At 65.7% G+C, this 22,510-nt stretch carries 23 protein-coding genes and 1 tRNA gene; 14 read left to right on the top strand and 10 right to left on the bottom strand.

The genetic code is table 11. From position 1 onward, the window contains the following. Positions 1-114: 114 nt before the first annotated feature. The 4 genes from BSG17_RS09050 to BSG17_RS26920 all read right to left on the bottom strand — a co-directional run bounded on the left by BSG17_RS09050 (position 115) and on the right by BSG17_RS26920 (position 2,354). Positions 115-558 carry a universal stress protein gene (locus BSG17_RS09050; RefSeq protein ID WP_089823223.1) on the bottom strand — a complete coding sequence of 148 codons (444 nt, stop codon included), beginning with the start codon at positions 556-558 and terminating at the stop codon, positions 115-117. A gap of 146 nt (positions 559-704) precedes the next feature. Continuing rightward, positions 705-1,118 (bottom strand): DUF7975 family protein, encoded by a 414-nt coding sequence (locus BSG17_RS09055; RefSeq protein WP_089823225.1) that lies wholly within the window; start codon positions 1,116-1,118, stop codon positions 705-707. Between the two features lie 94 nt (positions 1,119-1,212). After that, positions 1,213-2,208: a YeiH family protein gene (locus BSG17_RS09060; protein WP_089823227.1), complete on the bottom strand. Its 996-nt coding sequence runs from the start codon at positions 2,206-2,208 to the stop codon at positions 1,213-1,215. Then, entirely contained in the window at positions 2,208-2,354 is a 147-nt protein-coding gene (locus BSG17_RS26920; RefSeq protein ID WP_170864762.1) for a hypothetical protein, read from the bottom strand. Before BSG17_RS26920 ends, BSG17_RS09060 begins: the two co-directional genes overlap by 1 nt. 241 nt (positions 2,355-2,595) lie before the next feature. Between BSG17_RS26920 and BSG17_RS09065 the strand changes: the two genes are divergently transcribed. Next, positions 2,596-3,222, top strand: a complete 627-nt coding sequence (locus BSG17_RS09065; protein ID WP_089823229.1) for an adenylate kinase — start codon at positions 2,596-2,598, stop codon at positions 3,220-3,222. Between the two features lie 249 nt (positions 3,223-3,471). Here the strand turns inward: BSG17_RS09065 and BSG17_RS09070 are convergent, their stop codons facing one another. Next, positions 3,472-4,092: a hypothetical protein gene (locus tag BSG17_RS09070; protein WP_089823231.1), complete on the bottom strand. Its 621-nt coding sequence runs from the start codon at positions 4,090-4,092 to the stop codon at positions 3,472-3,474. Positions 4,093-4,481: 389 nt separating this feature from the next. Here BSG17_RS09070 and BSG17_RS09075 point away from each other — a divergent pair, with 389 nt between their 5' ends. From BSG17_RS09075 to BSG17_RS09090, 4 genes are all read left to right on the top strand, one after another. Then, a complete protein-coding gene (locus BSG17_RS09075) occupies positions 4,482-5,402 on the top strand; it encodes a DUF106 domain-containing protein (RefSeq protein WP_089823233.1) in 921 nt (306 codons plus the stop codon). Between the two features lie 192 nt (positions 5,403-5,594). Then, positions 5,595-6,173, top strand: coding sequence for a (d)CMP kinase (gene cmk, locus BSG17_RS09080; protein ID WP_089823235.1), 579 nt, complete (start codon positions 5,595-5,597; stop codon positions 6,171-6,173). Between the two features lie 2 nt (positions 6,174-6,175). Further along, the gene (locus tag BSG17_RS09085; protein ID WP_089823237.1) at positions 6,176-7,042 is read left to right on the top strand and encodes an RNA-guided pseudouridylation complex pseudouridine synthase subunit Cbf5; all 867 of its coding nucleotides are present in this window, start codon (positions 6,176-6,178) and stop codon (positions 7,040-7,042) included. A gap of 112 nt (positions 7,043-7,154) precedes the next feature. Further along, a tRNA-Pro gene (locus BSG17_RS09090) sits at positions 7,155-7,225 on the top strand. A 106-nt stretch (positions 7,226-7,331) separates the two neighbouring features. Here the strand turns inward: BSG17_RS09090 and BSG17_RS09095 are convergent. Next, positions 7,332-9,017: a potassium channel family protein gene (locus BSG17_RS09095; protein ID WP_089823239.1), complete on the bottom strand. Its 1,686-nt coding sequence runs from the start codon at positions 9,015-9,017 to the stop codon at positions 7,332-7,334. A 132-nt stretch (positions 9,018-9,149) separates the two neighbouring features. Further along, positions 9,150-10,904, bottom strand: a complete 1,755-nt coding sequence (gene ilvD / locus BSG17_RS09100) for a dihydroxy-acid dehydratase (RefSeq protein ID WP_089823241.1) — start codon at positions 10,902-10,904, stop codon at positions 9,150-9,152. Between the two features lie 186 nt (positions 10,905-11,090). Here ilvD and BSG17_RS09105 point away from each other — a divergent pair, with 186 nt between their 5' ends. Then, positions 11,091-12,629: an alpha-amylase domain-containing protein gene (locus tag BSG17_RS09105; protein ID WP_211609090.1), complete on the top strand. Its 1,539-nt coding sequence runs from the start codon at positions 11,091-11,093 to the stop codon at positions 12,627-12,629. A gap of 1 nt (position 12,630) precedes the next feature. On the opposite strand, the gene BSG17_RS09110 is transcribed toward BSG17_RS09105, so the two are convergent. Next, positions 12,631-13,344, bottom strand: a complete 714-nt coding sequence (locus tag BSG17_RS09110) for a MogA/MoaB family molybdenum cofactor biosynthesis protein (protein ID WP_089823243.1) — start codon at positions 13,342-13,344, stop codon at positions 12,631-12,633. A gap of 140 nt (positions 13,345-13,484) precedes the next feature. Between BSG17_RS09110 and BSG17_RS09115 the strand changes: the two genes are divergently transcribed. From BSG17_RS09115 to BSG17_RS09135, 5 genes are all read left to right on the top strand, one after another. Further along, positions 13,485-14,525 (top strand): zinc-binding dehydrogenase, encoded by a 1,041-nt coding sequence (locus tag BSG17_RS09115; protein ID WP_089823245.1) that lies wholly within the window; start codon positions 13,485-13,487, stop codon positions 14,523-14,525. Continuing rightward, positions 14,515-14,826: a DUF7977 family protein gene (locus BSG17_RS09120; protein WP_089823248.1), complete on the top strand. Its 312-nt coding sequence runs from the start codon at positions 14,515-14,517 to the stop codon at positions 14,824-14,826. The genes BSG17_RS09115 and BSG17_RS09120 overlap by 11 nt, the downstream gene beginning before the upstream one ends. 101 nt (positions 14,827-14,927) lie before the next feature. After that, a complete protein-coding gene (locus BSG17_RS09125; RefSeq protein WP_170864763.1) occupies positions 14,928-15,332 on the top strand; it encodes a DUF4864 domain-containing protein in 405 nt (134 codons plus the stop codon). A 65-nt stretch (positions 15,333-15,397) separates the two neighbouring features. Beyond that, the gene (locus BSG17_RS09130) at positions 15,398-16,294 is read left to right on the top strand and encodes an alpha/beta fold hydrolase (protein WP_089823253.1); all 897 of its coding nucleotides are present in this window, start codon (positions 15,398-15,400) and stop codon (positions 16,292-16,294) included. Between the two features lie 24 nt (positions 16,295-16,318). Further along, a complete protein-coding gene (locus BSG17_RS09135; RefSeq protein ID WP_089823255.1) occupies positions 16,319-16,576 on the top strand; it encodes a hypothetical protein in 258 nt (85 codons plus the stop codon). Between the two features lie 4 nt (positions 16,577-16,580). On the opposite strand, the gene BSG17_RS09140 is transcribed toward BSG17_RS09135, so the two are convergent. Then, entirely contained in the window at positions 16,581-17,036 is a 456-nt protein-coding gene (locus tag BSG17_RS09140; protein WP_089823257.1) for an NYN domain-containing protein, read from the bottom strand. Between the two features lie 163 nt (positions 17,037-17,199). Between BSG17_RS09140 and BSG17_RS09145 the strand changes: the two genes are divergently transcribed. From BSG17_RS09145 to BSG17_RS09150, 3 genes are all read left to right on the top strand, one after another. Then, the gene (locus BSG17_RS09145) at positions 17,200-18,777 is read left to right on the top strand and encodes a S8 family serine peptidase (RefSeq protein ID WP_089823259.1); all 1,578 of its coding nucleotides are present in this window, start codon (positions 17,200-17,202) and stop codon (positions 18,775-18,777) included. A 174-nt stretch (positions 18,778-18,951) separates the two neighbouring features. Continuing rightward, positions 18,952-19,107, top strand: a complete 156-nt coding sequence (locus BSG17_RS26925; RefSeq protein WP_170864764.1) for a hypothetical protein — start codon at positions 18,952-18,954, stop codon at positions 19,105-19,107. Then, complete coding sequence (locus tag BSG17_RS09150; RefSeq protein WP_089823261.1) at positions 19,107-20,858, top strand: cation:proton antiporter; 1,752 nt, start codon at positions 19,107-19,109, stop codon at positions 20,856-20,858. Before BSG17_RS26925 ends, BSG17_RS09150 begins: the two co-directional genes overlap by 1 nt. Positions 20,859-21,076: 218 nt before the next feature. Here the strand turns inward: BSG17_RS09150 and tuf are convergent, their stop codons facing one another. Then, positions 21,077-22,342, bottom strand: coding sequence for a translation elongation factor EF-1 subunit alpha (gene tuf, locus BSG17_RS09155; RefSeq protein ID WP_089823263.1), 1,266 nt, complete (start codon positions 22,340-22,342; stop codon positions 21,077-21,079). Between the last annotated feature and the right edge of the window lie 168 nt (positions 22,343-22,510).

Raw genomic sequence — 22,510 nt, forward strand, 5'->3', positions numbered from 1 at the left:
ATCGCGGGTCACCTCTGTCGTGGTGACCGCCCGGAGTGGCGAAGAACAGTCGTCACTCATCGCGGGTCACCTCTGTCGTGGTGACCGCCCGGAGTAGCGAAGAACAGTCGTCACTCATTCGTCAGCACCCGGCAGCACGACGACCGGTCGATCGCTGTCCTCGACGAGCGTGTCGCGCGCCTCGTGGCCGAAGATGTCCCACCACTTCTTGCCCTCGCGTGGCGTGAATACGATGGCGCTGGCGTCCTCGTCGCGTGCGGCGTCGAGGATCGTCTCGCCGACGTCGGTTCCGTACAGCAGTCGCGTCTCGACGTCGACGCCGGCTTCGGCGGCCCGTTCGCGCACTTCCTCGAACAGCTCTTCCGCCAGTTTCTCTCGCTGTTCTACCGACGCCTTGTCGGGCGCGCCGCCGGCCTTCTCGACGACGTGGACGACAAGCATTCGTCCTCCGGCGTCCGCGACGTGCGGAAACGTCGCCGTACACGTCGCGACGGCGTCGTCCTCGTTGGCGACGGGTACGAGCGGTGCGTCGAAGAGGGATCTAACCACGGACGCCACCTCCCGACGGGCAGGACGCAGCGAACGGCCGGTTTAGACACGTCTGTGTCGTTCCTCGTACCAGATTCATACGAGTTGCTTTGTCAGCGTCGGGCTTAGTTCGTTCCCCTCGCGTCGGCGAAGCTAACGAACGTTCGTGAACTATCTCAGAGCGCGACGACCCACGCACGGTAGTGCTCGTCCCGCCCGTAGACCTCCTGGAACAGCCGGTCGACGAACCCCGCGAGGCGGTTGGCGTCCGAGCGGGCGGAGACGCGGACGTTCGTCCCCTCGGCGGTCTCGGGGCTCTCCAGTTGGTCGATGCGGAACTCGGGGAACTCCTCGAGCATCGCCTTCAGTCGGTCCAACTCGTCGTCGGTGACGTCGAAGTTGAACGTCTTCTCGGAGAACTGGACCCACGCGGTCGGCAGCGGGTCGCCGTCCTCGTCGGTGCCGTCGAGCTCCGGGTCGGGGTCGGCTTCGATCGTGAGGTAGGCGCTGCTGCGGTTGCGGTGGGCGACGATGCCGTCGGCGAACAGTTTCCGACGTTCGGCCGGCGTGTCGGCTTCGAATCTCGTCATACCTCCGGCTACGCGGTCGGGGATGAAAAGCGGGGCGACGAGGCCGACGTCGGGCCGACGAGCCCGAGTCGCCGACGACCCGCCAGTCTGGGCGTCAGAACAGCGTCGTTACGGCGACGAGCGTGAGCGCGCTCACCCCGAGGAGATGGACGAGGACGACGAGCACCGGCGTCAGTCCCGTGTCGCGCATCTTCGCCAGTTGGATGTCGAAGCCGAGGCCGACGAACGCGAGCGTGAAGAGCCAGTCGGCGACGGTGTCGATGGAAGCGAGCGTCGCCGACGAGAGCGCGCCGGTGTTGGCGACGGCGGCGACGACGAGGAAGCCGACGAGGAACTTCGGGAACTCTGTCCAGATCTGTCGGAGCTTCGTGTCCGACGTCCCCTCGTCCGTGGCGTACCGGGCCGCGTAGCCGACCGCGACGACCCCCAGAAGCGAGTTGCGGGTGAGTTTCGTCACCGTCGCCCAGCGACCGGCCACCGGCGAGTGAGCGAATCCGGCGGCGGCGACCGGGCCGGTCGAGAACATGCTCAGTCCGGCCCAGACGCCGAACTGCTTGCCGGACAGCGCGAGCAGGTCGCCGGCGACGGGGAAGACGAGGAGCGTCACCGCGTCGAAGAGGAGGACGGTCGCGACGACGTGCGTCAGTTGGTCGCCGTCGGCGTCGATGGTGCCGGCGACGGCGGCCGCAGCGGAGACGCCGCAGATGCTCGACCCCGCCGCCAGCAACGACGCCATCTTGTCTCGGAGTCCGAACCCCTGCCGCGCGAGCAGTTCGACGCCGACGACGCCGGCGCCCACCGTGAGGACGACGAGCAACACGACGAGCGGTCCCGACTCGCGGATCTCGGCGAGCGACACGCTCGCACCGAGGAGGACGATACCGACCTCGAGAAACAGCGACCCGGTCGCGACACCGCCGGACGCCCAGTCGGGGGTGCCGACGGCGTTGGCGACGAGCGCGCCGAGCGCGACGGCGACGATGAGGGCACTCACACCCGGAACCACGCCGGCGAGGACGTGTGCGGCGACGGCCAGCACCGCCAACACCGCCACGCCGGGGGCGACGTCTCCCAGTGTGGTCCTCGCCATCAGGCGACCTGCAGCAGCGCGTGAACTACGACGACTGTGAGACCGAGCGCCGTCGCTCGCCATCCGCGGTCGAGGGAGACCCAGTAGCTTGCGACCGACTCGACCAGTTCGGCGTCTCGGGGCGACCGAAGTGCGTCGTCCACCATGGCAGCTATCTCGGGCGACGGGAAGCCCGGAGTTGAAACTGTCGCTCTGCGTCACGGGTAGCAGACGGTGTTGCCGCAACCGAAAGATGGTCGCACCGGGCGAACGTTCTCTCGCAACAGTCTCCCGGAGAGGAACCGGAAAGGAGTTCCTGCTTATCGGCCGCCGCGTTCGACGCGTGACGTTCACGACAAACCCGCGTGTTTCTACAAGATTTTAACCCCGGAGCGGGACAGGTAACGTATGAGCGACGAACACGTGCTCCTGCTCGGACCGCCGGGTGCAGGTAAAGGGACGCAGAGCAAGCGACTCGCCGCCGAGTTCGACCTCGAACACGTCACGACGGGTGACGCGCTTCGGGAGAACAAACACATGGAGACCGAACACGGGACGCCCGCCTCGTACATGGACGAGGGCGAACTCGTCCCCGACCCCGTCGTCAACGAGATCGTCGAGACGGCGCTCGAAGACGCCGACGGCTACGTGCTCGACGGCTACCCGCGGAACCTCTCGCAGGTCGAGTATCTCGACAGTGTGACGGACCTCGACTACGTGTTCTACCTCGACGTCGACGAGGAGGAACTCGTCCGCCGACTCACCGGCCGTCGTGTCTGTCCCGACTGTGGCGCGACTTACCACGTCGAGTTTAACCAACCCGAGGAGGAGGGGGTCTGCGACGAGTGCGGTGCGGAACTCACGCAGCGCGACGACGACACCGAGGAGACCGTCCGCGAACGACTCCGCGTCTACCACGAGAACACCGAACCCGTCGTCGAACACTACCGCGAGGAGGGGACGCTCGTCGAGATCGAGGGCGAGGGCACCCCGGACGACGTGTTCGACCGTCTCGCCTCGGAACTGCGCGAATAAACTGAACGCGGCCACCGTCTCGTTTCTGCGGTACCAACACCCGGACGTGAGCGGCGTACTCCTCGCGAGCGATGCACTATAGTGCGAAAGTACGCACAAAACGGAGTCCGTGGTCGAACACGTCGAAACTCCGCGACGAGACGGGTCTCCTTCTCGAGTCGAGTCACGCCGTGTGAGGCAGCGACTCCGCGGGGGGGCGGTCCACGGGCGGTTGGTCCGGGCGGGAGTGTCTCGAAGTCGCGAAGCGACTCAGCCCTGGTATGCGACCTGGGTCTGACTGCTAGATTGGGTCTGGCTCGCAGAGTTCTTCGAGCCTTTCTGGCTCGACTGCTGGTCCTGCTTGCTGTCCTGCTTCTGGTCGACGTCGTTGTACTTTCCGACCTGCAGAGCGCCCTGGTTCTGGTCGTTCTTCTGCGTCTGGTCGACGTCGTTGTACTTGCCCTTCTGGCTGGCCTGCTGGCGCTGGTCGTTCTCCTGCTTCTGGTCGGCGTCGTTCTTGTAGCCGGCCTGCAGCGCCACCTGGTCCTGGTCGTTCTTCTGCGTCTGATCGGCGTCGTTGTACTTGCCCTTCTGGCTGGCCCGCTGGCGCTGGTCGTTGTCCTGCTGCTGGTTCGCGTCGTTGTACTTGCCGACCTGCGCGGCCCACTGAGCCTGTCGGTTCTTCTGGCGTTGGTCGAGGTCGTTGTTGTATCCGACCTGTTGTGCCCAAGCGCTTGCGTGACTCTGCTGCCGTTGCTCGGCGTCGTTCTTCTCGTCTTTGTCCTTTTTATCGTGGTTGTCGTGAGCGGCTGCCACACCGGCGAAGCCGCTGAGAGCGATGGTCATCACGACGAACACCACGAGCACCTGTCTTCCGAATTTCCCTACCATTGGTTTATCAGCCGGGGGTCTCCCGACGAAACCAAATCGTCGAATACAGACTTAGTTACCCATCTCAATCCCGAATTAAATCGGAATATTTTATGCTATATCTATTCGGAATGACGAATTTTACCGAACGTTTGCCTATCAAACCTGTGGTGAGACTACCGTGCCCCCACGTGGCCGCAGTCGCTCGGTTAAATAGACACTTTTCTGAACTGTCGATCGAACAGTGTGGTTCGACAGGTCGACGGCGAAGACAGTCCGAGCGCAACGATACCCGTGGGACGATAGTTTAGTAGCGAGATTTCGACCTCGCTGTGGGAGTGACTGAGCGTTTCGTGCGTACGAACGTCAGAGTAAAAGCTTGATAAACGGTGGTTGCCAACGGAGAAGTAATGGCACGTATCGAATCGAAGGTTCGGTCGCTCGTCTCCAACGATCCGGAGATGCGAGGGGCCATCGAAACCGTCCTCGCCCGCTCGGAGGACGGCGAGGTCAAGTGGGTCGACGTGAAAGACGACATCTCGAGCGGACAGTGGGGTCGACTCATCGAGAAGGGCGTCCTCGTCGACGGCGACGAGGGGTTCGCGCTGGCCGACCCCGAGGCGACCCGGAACGCACTCGAAAACGACGACTCGACGGCGAGTGCTGCGAGCGCGACGAGTTCGTCCGGCGTCGACGACGTCGAGGGGACGACGTGGTCGAAGTACGACAAGGGTGCGGCCCTCGTGACGGTCGGTCTCTTCCTCGGTTACTCGGTCACACAAGTCCGAAACGTCATCGGCGGTGCGATGGACGTCCTGCTCGGTCCGCTGGCCGAACTGCTGCCGTTCTACGCCGTCGTGATGGTGCTCGCGCTCGGTACCGGGCTGTACTCGACGCTCCTGCAGGCGAACCTGATGAACATGGAGAAGATGGGGGCGTACCAAGAACGGATGAAAGACATCCAGCAGCGCCGGAAGGACGCTCAGGAGCGCGGTGACGACGCTGCGCTCGAGGCCATCCAGGAGGAGCAGATGGAGGCGATGGGCGACCAGATGGGGATGTTCAAAGAGCAGTTCCGCCCGATGGTGTGGATCATGTTCCTCACCATCCCGGTGTTCCTGTGGATGTACTGGGCCATCGGTATCGGCGGCAACCCGGTTCACGTGGACCTGCAGAACCTCGTGTTGCCGCTGAGTGGGGAAGTCGAGTGGACCGAACAGATCCTCGGCCCCATCCAGACGTGGATCATCTGGTACTTCCTCTGTTCGATGGCGTTCACCCAGATCATTCGCAAGGGACTGAACATCAGCACGACGCCGTCGACGAGCTAACTCTCTTCGCGGTCTCGATTCTCCCTGTCGTCGCCCGCGGTCGTCATCGACTCGGAATCCTCGTGGAGAGCGTGTTTCCGTTGCAAACACCCCCACTGCCACGGAGCGGTCCGGTCTGTGCGTGGTTCGTCCGCACACGCCACGCGCGTCCGTAACGGCAACCGTTTTGAGGAGCACCGACCGAATGACGGTATGTTACTGACCGTCTCTGGCCCGCCGGGAAGCGGGAAGAGCACGACTGCGGCCGGACTGGCCGAAGCGTTCGGACTGGAACATATCAGCGGCGGCGACATCTTCCGCGAGCTCGCCGCCGAACGCGGCTACTCCCCGGTCGAGTTCAACGAACTGGCCGAAGAGGACGACCAGATCGACCGCGATCTCGACCGACGGCTCTACGAGATCGCCCAGGAGCGCGACGACGTGCTGCTGGAGTCGCGACTCGCCGGCTGGCTGGCGGCCGACGAGGCCGACATCCGCATCTGGCTCGACGCACCGCTCAACATCCGCGCCGAGCGCATCGCCGACCGCGAGGGCAAGGACGTCGAGGTCGCCCGCGAGGAGACCAAACGCCGCGAGATGAGCGAGGCCAAACGCTACATGGAGTACTACAACATCGAGATCGGCGACCGCGGCATCTACGACATCGTCTACAACACGGCCCGCTGGAGTCCCGAGGGCGTCCTCGGAATGCTCACGACGGCGGTCGACTCCTACGACCCCAACACCGACGAGGGGAAAGCGCCCGTCGAGGGCGTCGTCTACGACTTCTGACCATGCGAGGCCCGCCCGCGGACCGCGGCGTCGACGAACTGCTGAACTTCGGGGTCGTGAACCTCGACAAGCCGCCGGGTCCCTCGGCTCACCAGGTCTCCGGGTGGGTCCGCGACCTCGCCGGCGTCGAGCAGGCCGCCCACGCGGGCACGCTCGACCCGAAGGTGACCGGCTGTCTCCCGATCCTCCTCGGCGACGCCACTCGACTCGCGCAGGTCTTCCTCGAGGGAGCGAAGGAGTACGTCGCCGTGCTCGAACTCCACGGTCCCGCGCCGACTGATCTCGACGCCGTCGTCGCCGAGTTCGAGGGAGAGCTGTATCAGAAACCGCCGCGCAAGAGCGCCGTCTCCCGGCGACTCCGGACCCGGACGGTGTACGACCTCGACGTACTCGAAGTTCGCGACCGGAAGGTGCTGCTCCGAATCGGCTGCGAGAGCGGCACTTACGTCCGGAAGCTCTGTCACGACCTCGGGCTCGCGCTCGGCACCGGCGGCCACATGGGCCATCTCCGACGCACCCGAACCGACCCGTTCGACGACACCGACCTCGTCACGCTCCACGACTTCGTCGACGCACTCGCGTTCGCCGAAGAGGGCGACGAAGACCCACTCCGAGAGATCGTCGCCCCCGCCGAGCGTAGTCTGACACACCTCCCCAGCGTGACGATCGCCCCGAGCGCGGCCGAACAGGTCGCCCACGGCGCCCAGGTCTACGCTCCCGGCGTCATCGACGTCGAGGACGACGCCGCCCGCGACGCGCTCGTCGCCTGCTACACCCCCGACGACGCGGTCGTCTGTCTCGGCAGACTCGTCGGTGACCCCGACGCCGAAAGCGGCGAGGTCGTCCGTCTCGAACGCGTGCTGGTCTGAGACGTCGTCCTCGGTCGCCGTATCGTGACAGCACTTCTCGCGCGCGGCCGAAACGAAGGTCTTAAACGACAGTCGACCGTCGCCTGTAATGCGGAAAAACAGCAGACACAGCGGGACCGTAGGGTAGTGGTATCCTCTGCCGATGGGGTCGGTAGGACCTGAGTTCGAATCTCGGCGGTCCCACTTTTGCGGAACGAAACGGAACACTGAGACGAGCGGTGCGAGTCTTCGCTGTCCCACTTTCTCGCAGACGAATCGCGCCGATGCCGAGCGGAGCGCCCCCCGTCCGCTACTGTATCTCGTGTTCCAGTTCTCGTAGTCGTTCGTCGGTGCCGGCGACGACGACGGAGTCGCCCGCCGAGATGTCGGTGTCGTCGGCGGTGTAGAACGCACCGTCCCGGCGGACGCCGACGAGGACGACGCCGCTGTCGAGGCGCTCCTCCTCTTCGCTGAGCGTGTGGTCCACGAACGGTTCACCGTCGAACTCCACGAACCGGACCTGTCCGATGGGGTGGAAGATCCGGTCCCGGTAGATCTCGCTCGCGATCATCCGGGCGGTCGTCCGTTGTTCGGAGAGCGCGTAGTCCGCGCCCGCGTCGAACGCCTTCGAGACGTTCTCGTCTTCGGTCATCCGCGCCAGGATCTCGATGTCGTCGGTCATCGCGCGGCCGACGGCAGCCGTCAACAGCGCCGTGTCGTCGTCGTCGACGGCGACGACGAGCGCCGTCGCGTCCTCGACGCCGGCCTCCGAGAGCACCGTCCGCTCGCTGGCGTCGCCGACGACGTCCGCGTCGGTCGTCTCGTCGACGTCGAGCGTCGTCACGTCCACCCCGTCCGGGAGGCTATCGACCACCGACTGCCCCGCCTCGCCGAGACCGGCGACGACGACGCTCGAGTGAGTGCGTGGCGACCGGATTCCCGTCACCTGCGTCCGTATCGCGTCGAACGCCTCTTCGGGGCCGACGACCACGAGCGTCGCGTTGGACGTGAGCACGTCCTCCTCGCGCGGCGGCAGTCGGAGCTCACCGTCGATCCAGGCGGCGACGACCCTCAGCTCCGGGTTCGAGGCGATTGCGGTCTTTCCAACCGACTCACCGTGCAGCGGGCCGCTGCGGCGGACGAGCAGCTCGCGGACGACGGGTCCGTCGCCGATCACGTCCGGCGCGGTCTCGGCGTTGAACGTGACGGAGGCCTTCTCGGCCAGCCGCTGTCCGATGAGCGCCGGCAGACAGACGACGCAGTCGGCGCCGACTCGCTCGAGCGCCTCGCGTCGCTGGGGCGTCTCGGTGAGACAGACGATACGCGCGTTCTCGTTCAGCTGGCGGGCGGTGAGCACGATGCTCGCGTTCCGGTTTCGGGCGTCGACGACGACGAGTCCGGCGTCTCCGACCGACGCCCGCTGCAGCGTCTCGGTCTTCGTCGGGTCGCCGTCGATCACCTGGTAGTCGCGGTTCGAGAGGTCTAGCGCCTCCTCCTTGTCGGAGTCGACGAGGACGTACTCCACGTCGGACTCCTGCAGTTCGTCGAGCAGGACGTCCTTGCCGCGTCCGTACTCACAGACGACGACGTGACCGTCTTTGGCGGTCAACCGCTCGTCGAGGATGACCGGCGCACGCTCGAACAGCGGGATGATGAGGATTCGGAGGGTGACAAAGCCCATGATGACGCCGGAGATCTGATACCAGGCGAGCAGTGCGTTCATGATATCCGACTGCCACGGGGCGTCACCCCCGTAACCAGTGGTGGTCAACGTGTTGATGACGGTCTGCAGCGACCGCAGAAACGACCGCTCTTCGCCCTCGAAGCGTGCCATCCCGATCTGGTAGATGACGGCGTAGACGAGGATGATCGCGACCAAGACGAGGATGAACTTCAGGACCTTCCACTGTCGCTCCGAGAGGTCGCCGAGTGACTCGACAGACGAGAGACGTTTGAGCTGTTGTTCAAGCGGAGAACCTGGACGGCTTGAACTCATCTAGTTACTTCTTCGCCGTCAGACAGATTAGTGCTCTGGCTCCGATCCACGCAGGACGCCGTCGACTCCAACGTCACGCGGTCGCTCGCTTCGCTCGCTCCCTCGCAAAATGTGGATCAAAAGGGAGACAGCTCAGTCTCGCTGCTTCGCACCGGGGTTCGTCACCGCGCCGTTCGCGGCGGAGCCGAAGTCGTTGGCGTACTTCGCGAGGACGCCGGACGTGTACGGCGGGTCACGCGGTTCCCAGTCGTCTCTCCGGGCGTCGAGCTCCTCCTCGGAGAGGTCGACCGACAGTTCGCGTTCCGGGATGTCGACGGTCACCTCGTCGCCGTCTTCGAGCAGGGCGATTGGACCGCCGACGGCCGCCTCGGGCGCGACGTGGCCGACCATCGGTCCGCGCGTCGCACCGGAGAACCGCCCGTCGGTCAGCAGCGCCACGTCGTCCTCGTGGCCCTGGCCGACGACGGCGGCGGTGACGCCCAGCATCTCGCGCATCCCGGGACCGCCTTTCGGTCCCTCGTTGCGGATACAGATGACGTCGCCGGACTCGATGTGTCCTTCCTGGACGTAGCGCATCGCGTCCTCCTCACCCTCGAAGACGCGGGCGGGGCCGGTGTGGTGGAACGCGTCGTCGCCGGTCACCTTCAGCACCGCACCGTCGGGTGCGAGGTTGCCGGTGAGAATCTTGATCGCTCCCTCTTCCTGATACGGGTCGTCGACGGTGTAGATGAACTCGCCCGAGACGTCCTCGTCGTCGGGGAGGTCGAGCTGTTCGAGCTCCTCGCTGATCGTCCGGCCGGTGACCGTCATCGCGTCGCCGTGGAACAGGCCGGCGTCGACTAGCCGCCGGACGACGACCGGGAGACCGCCCTCCTCGTGGAGGTCGTTCATCACCTTCGTGCCGCCGGGTTGGAGGTTGGCGATCTTCGGCGTCCGGCGGGAGATCTCGTCGAACTCCTCGATGGAGAGGTCGATGCCGGCTTCGGCGGCGAGCGCGAGCAGGTGGAGGACAGCGTTCGTCGACCCGCCGATGGCGACCTGGATGGCGATGGCGTTCTCGAAGGACTCCTTCGTCAGGATGTCCGAGGGGCGCAGATCGTTCTCGACGGCTTCGAGGACGGCTTCGCCGGCGCGACGGGCCACGTCGTAGCGCTCCTCGGACTCTGCGGGCGGGGAAGCCGAGCCCAGTGGTGCGAGGCCGAGCGCCTCGGAGATGGAGGCCATCGTGTTCGCGGTGAACATCCCGCCGCAGGAGCCTGCACCGGGGCAGGCGTGCCGCTCCAGGTCGTCGAGTTCGTCGGCGCTCATCTTCCCCTCCGCGTAGGTGCCGACGCCCTCGAAGACGTTCTGGACGGTCACGTCGCGACCCTCGTGTTGGCCGGGCATGATGGAGCCGCCGTAGAGGAAGACGGAGGGGAGGTCCGTCCGGATGGCGGCCATCATCATCCCGGGGAGGTTCTTGTCACAGCCGGCGACCGTGACGAGCGCGTCCATTCGCTCGCCGAACGAGACGAGTTCGACGGAGTCGGCGATGACCTCCCGCGAGATGAGCGAGGCCTTCATCCCCTCGGTGCCCATCGAGATGGCGTCGGAGATGGTGATGGTGCCGAACTCGATGGGCATCCCGCCGTTGTCGTCGACGCCGTCGATGGCCGCCTGTGCGACGTCGTCGAGGTGGACGTTACACGGCGTGATGTCGGCGGCGGGGTTGGCGATACCGACCATCGGCGAGGAGAGGTCCTCGTCGTCGAACCCCATCGCGCGGAACATCGCGCGGTGGGGGGCGCGCTCTGCACCCTGCGTCACTTCCGAACTGCGGAGTCGCGGGTCTTTCTCGCCCGCGAAGGGGTCCTCCTCTTCCTGCTCGGGCGGCTGCTGATTGCTCATGCTCGGGAGTTGCGGTCGAGGCTGATAAAGGGACGCGACACGACAAGGATTGCTGTCGAATCGACGGCGTGTCGACCGATCGCACTATCCGTCGGATCGCTTATTAATTTGAGCAGTAGTATAAGATAGAATCATCTTTCTACTACACCTAGATATATGTACGAAGTCTTAGTACAACAATCGTGTATGACGGACGAAGCCACGGACGACGGGAGCAGCGGGCAGTCGCCGACGGATCGGAACGAGCGCGAGCGGCGTCGTGCATCGATGCGCGAGACCGCCAGGCGCGAAGCCGAGGCGGGAGCGGCCCGCGCGGACCCCGACGAGCGGGCACGCCGGGCCGCGGCGATCGAACGAACGCGCAACGCCGCCGAGACGACGTGGACGGATCTCCTCCCGTCGAGTGAAGCGGCCGGTACGGTCGGGAGAGACGACGCGGACGGGGCAGGCGGGCCCGGCGTCACCCGTCGGCAGGTGCTCGGCGCGCTCGGCGTCGCCGGTCTCGGCGCGGCCGGGACGGCGACCGTCGCCGACACCGCGACGGCCGCTTCCGGTGACCTCGTCGCGTTCCAGTACTTCCACGAGACGTGGCCCACCATCACGGACAACCTCTCGAAGGTCGCCGACAAGGGGTACGACGCCGTCTGGATTCAGGCACCACAGCAGAGCGATCTGACGTGGGAGGACCAGGACGGACGTAACGACCCGCCGCTCGGTTACCAACCGGTCGACTTCACGACGTTCGACAGCGAGTTCGGGACGGAGGCGGATCTCCAGACGCTCGTCGACACGGCCCACAGCGAGGGGCTGGAGGTGTACTTCGACTGCGTGATGAATCACATGGCGACGGGGTACGACTACGACTTCCCGCGGTTCAGCTACGACGACTTCCACCACGACGTCGGTTCTATCGACGACTACGACGACGACCATCAGGTCGAACACGGTGAACTGCTCGGCCTCCCGGACCTCGCGCAGTACGAGTCCTCGACGTCGGACTACGTCCGCGGCGAACTGATGAACTACATGGAGAAGATGGCCTCCTTCGACGCGGACGGCTACCGCTACGACGCCGTCAAACACGTCGAAGAGAAGTACTGGCGCGACTACGCCAACCCGAAGGCCGACGAACTGGGGATGAAACGCGTCGGTGAGGTGTTCAGCGGGAGCGTCGACTACGTCCAGACCTACGCCGACACCGGGATGGACGCGTTCGACTACCCGCTGTACTTCGTTCTCGACTCGGTGTTCGAGTACGGCGACATGAGTCGCCTCGCCGGTGCCGGCCTCGTCGCACAGGACCCGTGGCACGCTCGACCGTTCGTTCAGAACCACGACGAGGGGGCACCTTCACAGTATCATCTCGCCCACGCGTTCGTGCTCACCATCGAGGGGTTCCCGATGGTGTACAACCTCTACCCGAACGCCATCCTCGACGACTCGGACGTCAACAACATGGTGTGGGTTCGCAAGAACCTCTGTGGCGGCGAGACGTACTTCCGGCACACGAGTTACGACCTCGCAATCTACGAACGGTACAACAACCTGCTGGTCGGGCTGAACAACGACGGGTCGTCGACGAAGACGCAGAACGTCTACACCTCGTGGGCGAACACGACGCTCCACGACTACAGCGGGTCGATGGGCGACGTCACGACCGACGCGAACGGGTACGTCGACGTCACCGTCCCGGCGGAGGACTGGGTGTTCTACGCGCCGTACTGACCTACTCCTCGTCGCTCTCGCCGCGGTCGCTCGCTCCGTTCTCCTCGTCTGCCTCCTTCTCCTCGTCCGCCTCGTCTTCGTCCCGCTGCGCCAACCCGGCCAGATGGCTCCCTTCGGGGACAATGATCTCCTCGGCACCCAGTCGGGCAGCGTTCTCGCTGCCGGGTAGACAGAAGACCGTGACTCCGTCGACGACGCCGCCGATCGCTCGCGTCCCGACGACGCGCGTCCCGATCTCGTCGTAAGAGAGTCGACGGAAGAGTTCGCCGAACCCCGGCAGCGTCTTCTCGATGAGCGGTTCGGTGGCCTCGACGGTGACGTCGTCGGGAGTGACGCCCGTCCCCCCCGTCGTGACGACGACGTCGACGTCTTCTCGGCCGACCAGGTTGTGAACCTCGCCCTGTACCTTGTCGTAGTCGTCGGGCAGGAGGTTGCGCACGGTGATGTCGTCGTCGTTGGCCTCGATGGCCGTCTCGATGGCGTCGCCAGCGGGGTCGTCGTCGAGCGACCGGGAGGAGGAGACGGTGACGACGGCGTACCGGACGGTGTCGACGTCGTGGTGGTGGTGGCCGTGTTCCTCGTCGTGCGTCTTGCCGTGGTCGTCTCCGTGGGAGTGCTCGTCGTGAGTGTCGGCGTCCGCGTGGGTGTGGTCGTCCTGTTCGTGGTCGCCTTCCAGTTCGTGCTCGTCGCGTCCGTGGAGCGGGTCCTCGCTCATGCCTCCCGCTTCGGAACGTGAGCGGAAAAATCACCACGTCGTTCACTTTCGCTCCGCTCTTTCGACAGACGACGAACTACGGGCAAGACATTCTACGAAAGCTCACAGTTTTACATCTTCGGGTGAACGGACGAATTACGATGAAGGCCGTTCAATTTACGGAACACGGCGACCGCGACGTGCTGACTTACGACGAGTTCGACGACCCCGAACCGGACCGCGACGAGGTACTCGTCGACGTCAAGGCCGGCGCGTTGAACCACCTCGACATCTGGACGCGGAAGGGACTGCCGGGCGTCGATCTCGACATGCCGCACATCCCCGGCAGCGACGCCGCGGGCGTCGTCGAGGCCGTCGGCGAGGCCGTCACCCGCTTCGAGGAGGGCGACCACGTCGCCGTCAGTGCCGGCGTCGCCTGCGGACAGTGCGAGTTCTGTCGCGACGGCGATCCGTCGCTCTGTGTCCGCTTCCACATCATCGGTGAACACGTCCGCGGCGTCCACGCCGAGAAGGCGACTGTCCCGGAAGACAATCTCGTCCCGGTGCCGGACCACGTCGACTGGGAGGTCGCCGGGTCGGCGTCGCTCGTCTTCCAGACCGCGTGGCGGATGCTCGTCGACCGCGCCGACCTCGAGGCCGGCGAGAAGGTACTCGTGCTCGGCGCGTCGGGCGGGGTCGGCCACGCCGCGGTCCAGATCGCCGACTACGCCGGCGCGGAGGTGTTCGCGACGGCCTCGACCGAGGAGAAACTCGAGTACGCCCGCGACTGCGGTGCGGACCACGTCATCAACTACGAAGACGACGACTTCGCCGAGGAGATCAAAGAGCTGACCGGGAAGCGCGGTGTCGACGTCGTCGTCGACCACGTCGGCGAGGCGACGTACCAGGACTCGCTGAAGAGCCTCGCGAAGGGCGGTCGCGTCGTCACCTGCGGCGCGACGACCGGACCGAACCCCGATGCGGGTCTCAACCGCATCTTCTGGAACCAGCTGTCGGTCATCGGGTCGACGATGGCGACGCCCGGACAGGTCGACGACGTGCTCGAACTCGTCTGGGACGGCACCTTCGAACCCCGCATCCGCGAGACGGTACCGATGAGCGAGGCCGACCGCGCCCACGAGATGATCGAGAACCGTGAGGGCTTTGGTAAAGTGGTGGTAATCCCCGATAGTGAGCTCTGAGACCGACCACGACGGGAGAACAGACGGCGGCTACGTCCACCGCCCCGACGGCACCGAGGAACCGGCCAGCGACGCGTCGGCGGTCGAAGGTGGGTTCGGCCGACAGGGGTGGCTGCTCGTCGCCGTCGTCGTCCTCTCGTTTCTCGTCGTCCCCGGGAGTATCTACCTCTTTCCGGGTATTCCGGCGTCGTTCGGTATCCCCTACATCGCGGCGTTCCTCGCGCTCCCGATGCTGCCGGCGCTCGTACTCGGCCTGACGGCCGTCTGGACGATGACGGCCGCGACCAACGGCCGCGACTGAGCCGGGTGCGTCACTGCTTCCGACGAAGACCGACGGTAGGTAGTGCGTAACTGCCGAACAGGGGAAACAAGTATATGCCCTGCCACGGCGTACCACAGTACGTGAACGAACAGTACGTCAACCACGGGTTGCCCCGCCCGACGCCGTCGCTCCCGCCCGAGACGGTGGTCGAACTCCAACTCGACGCCCTCCGCGCCAACGACGACCCGTATCCCGACAGTGGCATCGAGACCGCGTTCGTCTTCGCCTCGCCCGCCGTCCGCCGCGTCGTCGGCCCGTTGACTCGCTTCTCGAAGGTCGTCAGGAGCGAGCGCTACGCACCGCTCGTCGACTTCGACCGCGTCGGGACGACTCCCATCGAACGGTACGGCGACGACGCCCGACAGGAGGTGACCGTCGTCGACGACGACGGCCACGAGACCGTCTACGAGTTCCGCCTCGCCCGTCAGCCGTCGGGCCGGTTCGTCGACTGCTGGCTCACCGAGGCGGTCGTCCGCATCGCGTAGTCCCCACCGACGTTCGACCCCCACCGCACGCAACCGCTAATACCGCCGGGTGCGCACTGGTAGCGATGAACGTCGAGACCGCGACTCCCGAGGGCTACCCGGCCGAAGATCCGGGCGAGTCGGTGTACGTCGAGACCAACGGCGTCCGACTACACACCGTCCAGACCGGACCGGAAGACGGGCCGCTCGTCGTCCTCCTCCACGGGTTCCCCGAGTTCTGGTACGGCTGGCACGACCTACTGCGACCGCTGTCGAACGCCGGCTACCGCGTCGTCGTTCCCGACCAGCGCGGGTACAACCTCAGCGACAAACCCGACGGCGTCGACGCCTACCACCTCGACGAACTCGCCGCCGACGTCGTCGGTCTCGTCGACGCCCTCGGTGCAGAGAGCGCGTACCTCGTCGGCCACGACTGGGGGGCGGCGGTCGCGTGGTGGGTCGCCCTCCATCACCCCGACCGGGTCGAGAAACTCTGCGTCGTCAACGTTCCGCACCCCCACGTCTTCGACCGGACGATGCGTCGCCACTGGGACCAGCGCTTCCGGAGTTGGTACGTCCTCTTCTTCCAGCTGCCGGTCGTCCCCGAACTGGTCTCGCGAGTCCACGGCTGGCAGCCGCTCGTCCGGACGATGCGCCGGACGAGCCTCCCGGGGACGTTCACCGTCGCCGACTTCGAGCGCTACCGGGAGGCGTGGAACCGACCCGGCGCGTTCCGTGCGATGCTCAACTGGTATCGGGCTATCGTCCGCAGTCGCCCGCGGCCGCGACGGACCCGAGTGACGGTGCCGACGCTCGTCGTCTGGGGTGAGCGCGACCGGTTCCTCCGGAAGTCGATGGCCCGCGAGAGCGTCGACCTGTGTGACGACGGCCGACTCCTGCGCTGTGAAGACGCGACCCACTGGGTCCACCACGAGGAGTCCGTCCGCGTGGCGGAGGCGCTCCTCGAGTTCTTCGCGGAGTGACCTGGGGAGTCGACGACAAAACGTTTGACGGCGACGACTCAACCGCTCGCCGTCTCCTCCCGACGTTCGCGTCGCTCGCTTCTCGATGTGGTCGCGATCGACCTGCTCGAACCCGCAGACTACCGACTCGAGATCGGCAGCGACGGGGAGAAAGCGACCGCTGTAGTCGGCTCCGAGCTGTTCGACCGCAGCGACTCGGCGACCGACGTCGCGGTTCGGGCGGACCGCGCCGTCACGGACCGAACTGTCTCGACGACCATGGGGTGTAGCCTGCTGTCCTGAACGCTCACTCGCCGAGCGTGACGCTCTCGGTGGCGGAGTTCCGCAGCGCGTCCGACCGACCGTGGGTACCGGGTGCGATGGCGAACGTCCGCATCCCGTAGGCGTTTGCGACCTCCAGCACCGGTTTGAAGTCGGTGTCGCGGGAGGCGATGGCGAACGTCTCCGCACGGCCTTCGACGGCGACGCGGGTCGCGTCGACGGCGAGTTTCACGTCGACGTCGCCGCTGGTCACGACGACCTCGTAGCCGCGGGCTTCGGCGGCCTGGATCAGGCCGGGCGTGGCGTGTTCGTCGACGTAGAGGCGGATGGCCACGAGTCGGCCCGCCTCTTTCGCGGCTTCGCGCACGTCGTCGAGGTCGACGTCGAACTCGTCTCGGAGGATGTTCGGCCCGTCGACGAACAGCGCCACCCCTTCTCGATGGCCACGTGAGTCGTCGGGACGACCGTCCAGCACGTCCATACCGTTGAAAGTCGGTGGGGACCAATATCGTTGCTGATTTCACGCCGGTGGCGTGCGCACCTTTCAAATATATTCCAGTGTTTGGCGCGAGTAATGTGATTTGTTATATACAAGAAAAAAAGAAAAAATATAAATATAGACGGTCTGCAGTACAGGTCGCATCATGTCAGAAGATGGCACCCCACATATGAAGCGAAGACGGTTCCTTCAGGCGACGAGTGCGCTCGGCCTCGCCGGCGCGTTCGGTGGCGTCGCATCGGCGACGCCCGGTCGGAACCCCGGTCCGAAGGAAGACGAGATCCTCGTCGGCGTCGCACAGGGACGCGACAGTCCCTCGGACGTCGTCGAGAGCGCCGTTCCCGGCAACGCGCGAATCGTCCACGAGAACAAGACGCTGAGCTACGTCGCGGTGCAGTTCCCCTCGGACGCCTCCGAGACAGCGCGCGAGAACTTCATCGACGCCGTCACCAAAAAAGACCGCGTCAAGTATGCCGAGCAGAACGCGACGCACCAGACGCTGTTGACGCCGAACGACCCGCGCTTCGGCGACCAGTACGCGCCGCAGCAGGTGAACGCCGACACGGCGTGGGACACGACGCTCGGCTCTTCGTCGGTCACCGTCGCCGTCGTCGACACCGGCGCTCAGTACGATCACCCGGACCTCTCGGGGAACTTCGCGTCGAACCCCGGCTACGACTTCGCCGACGACGACAGCGACCCGTACCCGGACGTTCTCTCCGACGAGTACCACGGGACGCACGTCTCGGGGATCGCCGGCGGCGTCACCGACAACGGGACCGGTACCGCGGGAATCAGCGACTCCTCGCTCATCAACGGGCGCGCACTCGACGAGAGCGGCAGCGGGTCGACCGCCGACATCGCCGACGCCATCGAGTGGGCCGCAGACCAAGGTGCCGACGTCATCAACCTCTCGCTCGGCGGCGGTGGCTACACTAGCACGATGAAGAACGCCGTCTCCTACGCGACGAACAACGGCGCACTCGTCGTCGCCGCCGCGGGCAACGACGGCTCCAGCAGCGTCTCGTACCCGGCCGCCTACAGCGAGTGTCTCGCCGTCTCGGCGCTCGACCCAGACGAGACGCTCGCCTCCTACTCGCAGTACGGCGACTCCGTCGAACTCGCTGCCCCGGGCACGAACGTCCTCGCGACGACGACCGAAGCCCGCGGCTCCTACGAACAGCTGTCGGGGACGTCGATGGCGACGCCGGTCGTCTCCGGCGTCGCCGGACTCGCACTCGCTCAGTGGGACCTGACGAACACCGAGCTTCGCGACCACCTGAAGGCCACCGCCGTCGACGTCGGACTCTCCAGCGACAAACAGGGGAGCGGTCGCGTCGACGCCGCGAACGCGGTCGGCACCGAACCGGGCAGCGGTGACGGTGGCGACGGTGGTTCGGGTGACTCGACGACCACCACGGCCTCGGGGTCGCTATCCAGTTCCTACGACTACGACGACTACTCGTACTCGTGGAGCTACAGCGGGCCGAGCAAGGTCGTCGTCGAACTCGACGGCCCGAGCGACGCCGACTTCGACCTTTACGTCAACACGGGGACGACGACGAACGCGTCGCCGAGCAACTACGACTACGCCTCCTACACGACGGACAGCCAGGAGTCGATCACCATCGACAACCCCGACGACTCGACGGCGATGCAGGTCGACGTCGACTCGTACTCGGGCAGCGGCTCCTACGACCTGACCATCACGGAGTACAAGTAACGACTCGGCCGACCGCGGACACTGTCAACCACGGTCTCCGCGACGCTGTCATCCTCTTCTGCCGCCGTTCGACCGCGAGCGGCGTCCACGGAAGCAGCTAGTCCGGCCAGTGCGAGCGATGCCGACTGCCCGTGGCCCGTGGACTTTTCCACGCGCCGAGAGTCGCTGTCGACAATGAGTTCGTGCCCGAAGTGGGCGACGCTGGACGACCGTTGGGCCGGAACGCGACGACTCCGCCGACCGACTATCGAGAGTCGAGTCGACGCCCCCGAGCAGGACGAGTCGACGCCGATCACACGACGCCGCTCCGTCCCGAGAGGCCAGTCGTGATGGCCGCCGAGGCCGGGACCGCCGTCGTCGACTCGCTCATCCTGCTGCTCTCGGTGTTCCTCATCGCGAGTGCGGTCGGGACGTTCGTCGCCAAAGTCGGACGGTTTCCCTACACGATCGCGCTTCTCCTCGCCGGACTCGGCGTCTCCATCGTCGTCGCCGTCTACGACGTCGGTGTCATCGAACAGCTGTTCGCCCGGGAGCTCCAGCTCTCACACGACCTCATCCTACTCGTGCTGTTGCCCGCGCTGCTGTTCGAGGGAGCGGCGACGACCGACCTCGAACGGTTCCGGCGGAACCTCGTTCCCATCCTGACGCTCGCGGTGCCGGGGCTGCTCATCTCGGTGACGCTCTTGGGGTTCGTCGGGACGTACGCGTTCGACTATACGCTGCTCGTCTCGCTGCTGTTTGCGTCGATGGTGCTCCCGACCGACCCCGTCTCCGTTCTCGCGCTGTTCGAGGAGTTGGGTGCGCCCGACCGGCTGTCAGTGCTCGTCGAGGGCGAGAGCCTCATCAACGACGGCGTCGGCGTCGTCGTCTTCTCGACGCTCCTCGCGCTGTTGCACGACGGAGCGAGTCCCAGCGTCCTGCTCGAACCAGGACGGGCGGCCGAAGTCGCCGCCGAACTCGCGGTCGTGAGCCTCGGCGGCCTCGTCGTCGGTCTCGTCGCCGGCTACGCGGTCTACAGCGTGATGGTGAACCTCGACGAACAGATGACCGAGATCGTCCTGACGATCGTGCTCGCCTACGGGAGTTTCGTCCTCGCAGAGCACTATCTGCACGTCTCGGGCGTCATCGCCACCGTCGCGGCGGGGCTGTTCATCGGCAACCAGGGTGCGGAGTACGCGATGAGTCCCCGGACGAAAGTGTCGGTGTTCAACACTTGGGAGACCGCAGCGTTCCTCGTCAACACGTTCATCTTCGTCGCCATCGGCGTGCGGACGCCCATCCCGAGACTCGTCGAGAACTGGCAGCTCATCGTCGCCGGGATCGTCCTCGTCATCCTCGCACGAGCGGCGATCGTCTACCCGTTGACGGCGCTCCTCAACCTCCGCGGCCACAAGACCGTCCCCCGGTCGTACCAACACGTCATGGTCTGGGGAGGCCTTCACGCCTCGATCCCGATCGCGCTCGTGCTCGGTCTCCAGACCGAGGCTCCGCCGGGCGTGCCGACGGCGGAACTGAAGGCGATGGTGTTCGGCGTCGCCGCCTTCTCGCTGATCGTCCAGGGGTTGACGATGGGACGCCTGCTGTCCCGGCTGGGCATCGTCACGCGGACCGACGCCGAGGAGCTGTACGAACTGCTCGTCGGCCGCGCCCGCGCGGTCGACGCCGCACTCGACGCCGCCGACCGACTCCACGCGAGCGGGGAGATCCCGAGCGACGTGCTCGAAGACTTCGAAGCCGAGTACGGCCGCGAGAAGTCCGACCTCGACGAGGCGATCGCGACGCTGCTACAGAACAACCCGGAACTCCGTCACGAGCAGGTGCTGATGGGCGAGCGCCGGGTGCTCCAGCGGGAGAAGGGCGCCATCATGGACGCGATGCGTTCGGGCGTCGTCTCCAGCGAGATCGGCGAACGACTCATCGAGGAGTCCGACCTCAAACTGGACCGCATCCGGTCCGGCGAGAGCACCGTCCACAAGCGAGACGAGGGCTACACGGAGTCGTGGCGACAGCGTGCCGCGGAGTTCGGGCTGTCGACCGACGTGGCCGTCGAACCGGACGACAGACCGGGGGCGGAGGACTAGTCGCCGGCGACGTCTGGGTGGGCGACCTGTAGGGGCTGACAGACGGCACGGCGGCGAACACGCGGGACGGCGTGCCGTACGGTCGCGACCCGCCCCGCGGCGTGCGTCAGATCACGCCGTCGATGGTTCCGTCACCGTACTTGATCTCTTGGCCCGAGCGACGACGCGGTCGCTCTCGGTCGTTCGACCAAAAAAAACTCGGTGTTGCGCTGGGGCGCTTACTTCTCGTGGACTTCGAGCACCTTCCCCGCGGCGATGGTCTGTCCCATGTCGCGGATGGCGAAGGAGCCGAGTTCCGGGATCTCCGAGGAGGGTTCGATGCTCAGCGGCTTCTGTGGGCGAAGGGTGACGACGGCGGCGTCACCGGCCTTGATGAAGTCCGGGTTCTCCTCGGCGACCTCGCCCGTCTTCGGGTCGATCTTCTGATCGATCGACTCGAAAGTGCAGGCGACCTGCGCCGTGTGGGCGTGGATGACCGGCGTGTAACCCGCGGTGATGACCGACGGGTGCTGCATCACGACGATCTGCGCCTGGAACGTCTCGGCGACCTTCGGCGGGTCGTCGGCCGGCCCGCAGACGTCGCCGCGGCGGATGTCGTCCTTGCCGACGCCGCGGACGTTGAACCCGACGTTGTCGCCGGGGCCCGCCTCGGGGACTTCCTCGTGGTGCATCTCGATGGTTTTCACCTCGCCGCCGGAGCCCGACGGCTGGAACGAGACGTTCATCCCCGTCTTCAGCATGCCCGTCTCGACGCGGCCGACCGGCACCGTCCCGATGCCGGAGATAGTGTAGACGTCCTGGATAGGGACGCGAAGCGGCGCGTCCGTCGGCGGCGACATCTCCGGGAGGTCGTTGAGCGCCTCGAGGATGGTCGGGCCGTCGAACCACGACATGTTGTCGGAGTGCTCCGAGACGTTGTCACCCTCGAACGCGGAGATCGGGATGAACCGCGCGTCGTCGGAGTCGAACCGCACCTGCTTGAGGAGGTTCTGGACCTCCTCTTTGACCTCCTTGTAGGTGTCTTCGCTGTAGTCGACGACGTCCATCTTGTTGATAGCGATGATGAGCGTCTCGATCCCGAGCGTGCGCGAGAGGAACACGTGCTCGCGAGTCTGCGGGGCGACCCCGTCGTCGGCGGCGACGACGAGGATGGCGTGGTCCGCCTGACTCGCGCCCGTGATCATGTTCTTCACGAAGTCGCGGTGACCGGGCGTGTCGACGATGGTGAAGTAGTACTTGTCCGTGTCGAACCGCTGGTGGGCGATGTCGATGGTCACCCCGCGCTCGCGCTCCTCGGCGAGGTTGTCCATGACGTAGGCGAACTCGAAGCCGCCCTTGCCCTTCTCTTCTGCTTCCTCGCGGTGCTGCTCGATCACGTGTTCTGGGACGGATCCTGTCTCGAACAGGAGTCGACCGACGAGTGTGCTTTTCCCGTGGTCGACGTGTCCGATTATTGCGAGATTCTGGTGTGGTTTGTCTGCCATATGAGTCACTGGCGCTGGGACGCCTAACGAGAGTGTTACGAAGCGAGAGGACAAAACGGTTCCCTCGATAACAGGTTCCCCGACTCTCCATGTTTCCGAACGGTTCGGGCTGTTCACCCACCGCGCTCTCGGTTACTAGTGCTGCATCGCCCGCGTCATCTCGGCGAA

This window comes from Halogranum amylolyticum, assembly GCF_900110465.1.
In the GTDB taxonomy this organism is placed as follows: Archaea; Halobacteriota; Halobacteria; order Halobacteriales; family Haloferacaceae; genus Halogranum; species Halogranum amylolyticum.

Coding starts and splice junctions, on each gene's coding strand:
- BSG17_RS09085 (WP_089823237.1), top strand. CDS start 6,176: ATGCGAGGCCCGCCCGCGGACCGCGGCGTCGACGAACTGCTGAACTTC.
- tuf (WP_089823263.1), bottom strand. CDS start 22,342: ATGGCAGACAAACCACACCAGAATCTCGCAATAATCGGACACGTCGAC.
- BSG17_RS09105 (WP_211609090.1), top strand. CDS start 11,091: ATGACGGACGAAGCCACGGACGACGGGAGCAGCGGGCAGTCGCCGACG.
- ilvD (WP_089823241.1), bottom strand. CDS start 10,904: ATGAGCAATCAGCAGCCGCCCGAGCAGGAAGAGGAGGACCCCTTCGCG.
- BSG17_RS09110 (WP_089823243.1), bottom strand. CDS start 13,344: ATGAGCGAGGACCCGCTCCACGGACGCGACGAGCACGAACTGGAAGGC.
- BSG17_RS09130 (WP_089823253.1), top strand. CDS start 15,398: ATGAACGTCGAGACCGCGACTCCCGAGGGCTACCCGGCCGAAGATCCG.
- BSG17_RS09095 (WP_089823239.1), bottom strand. CDS start 9,017: ATGAGTTCAAGCCGTCCAGGTTCTCCGCTTGAACAACAGCTCAAACGT.
- BSG17_RS09065 (WP_089823229.1), top strand. CDS start 2,596: ATGAGCGACGAACACGTGCTCCTGCTCGGACCGCCGGGTGCAGGTAAA.
- BSG17_RS26925 (WP_170864764.1), top strand. CDS start 18,952: ATGAGTTCGTGCCCGAAGTGGGCGACGCTGGACGACCGTTGGGCCGGA.
- BSG17_RS09055 (WP_089823225.1), bottom strand. CDS start 1,118: ATGACGAGATTCGAAGCCGACACGCCGGCCGAACGTCGGAAACTGTTC.
- BSG17_RS26920 (WP_170864762.1), bottom strand. CDS start 2,354: ATGGTGGACGACGCACTTCGGTCGCCCCGAGACGCCGAACTGGTCGAG.
- BSG17_RS09070 (WP_089823231.1), bottom strand. CDS start 4,092: ATGGTAGGGAAATTCGGAAGACAGGTGCTCGTGGTGTTCGTCGTGATG.
- BSG17_RS09075 (WP_089823233.1), top strand. CDS start 4,482: ATGGCACGTATCGAATCGAAGGTTCGGTCGCTCGTCTCCAACGATCCG.
- BSG17_RS09145 (WP_089823259.1), top strand. CDS start 17,200: ATGTCAGAAGATGGCACCCCACATATGAAGCGAAGACGGTTCCTTCAG.
- BSG17_RS09150 (WP_089823261.1), top strand. CDS start 19,107: ATGGCCGCCGAGGCCGGGACCGCCGTCGTCGACTCGCTCATCCTGCTG.
- BSG17_RS09115 (WP_089823245.1), top strand. CDS start 13,485: ATGAAGGCCGTTCAATTTACGGAACACGGCGACCGCGACGTGCTGACT.
- cmk (WP_089823235.1), top strand. CDS start 5,595: ATGTTACTGACCGTCTCTGGCCCGCCGGGAAGCGGGAAGAGCACGACT.
- BSG17_RS09060 (WP_089823227.1), bottom strand. CDS start 2,208: ATGGCGAGGACCACACTGGGAGACGTCGCCCCCGGCGTGGCGGTGTTG.
- BSG17_RS09140 (WP_089823257.1), bottom strand. CDS start 17,036: ATGGACGTGCTGGACGGTCGTCCCGACGACTCACGTGGCCATCGAGAA.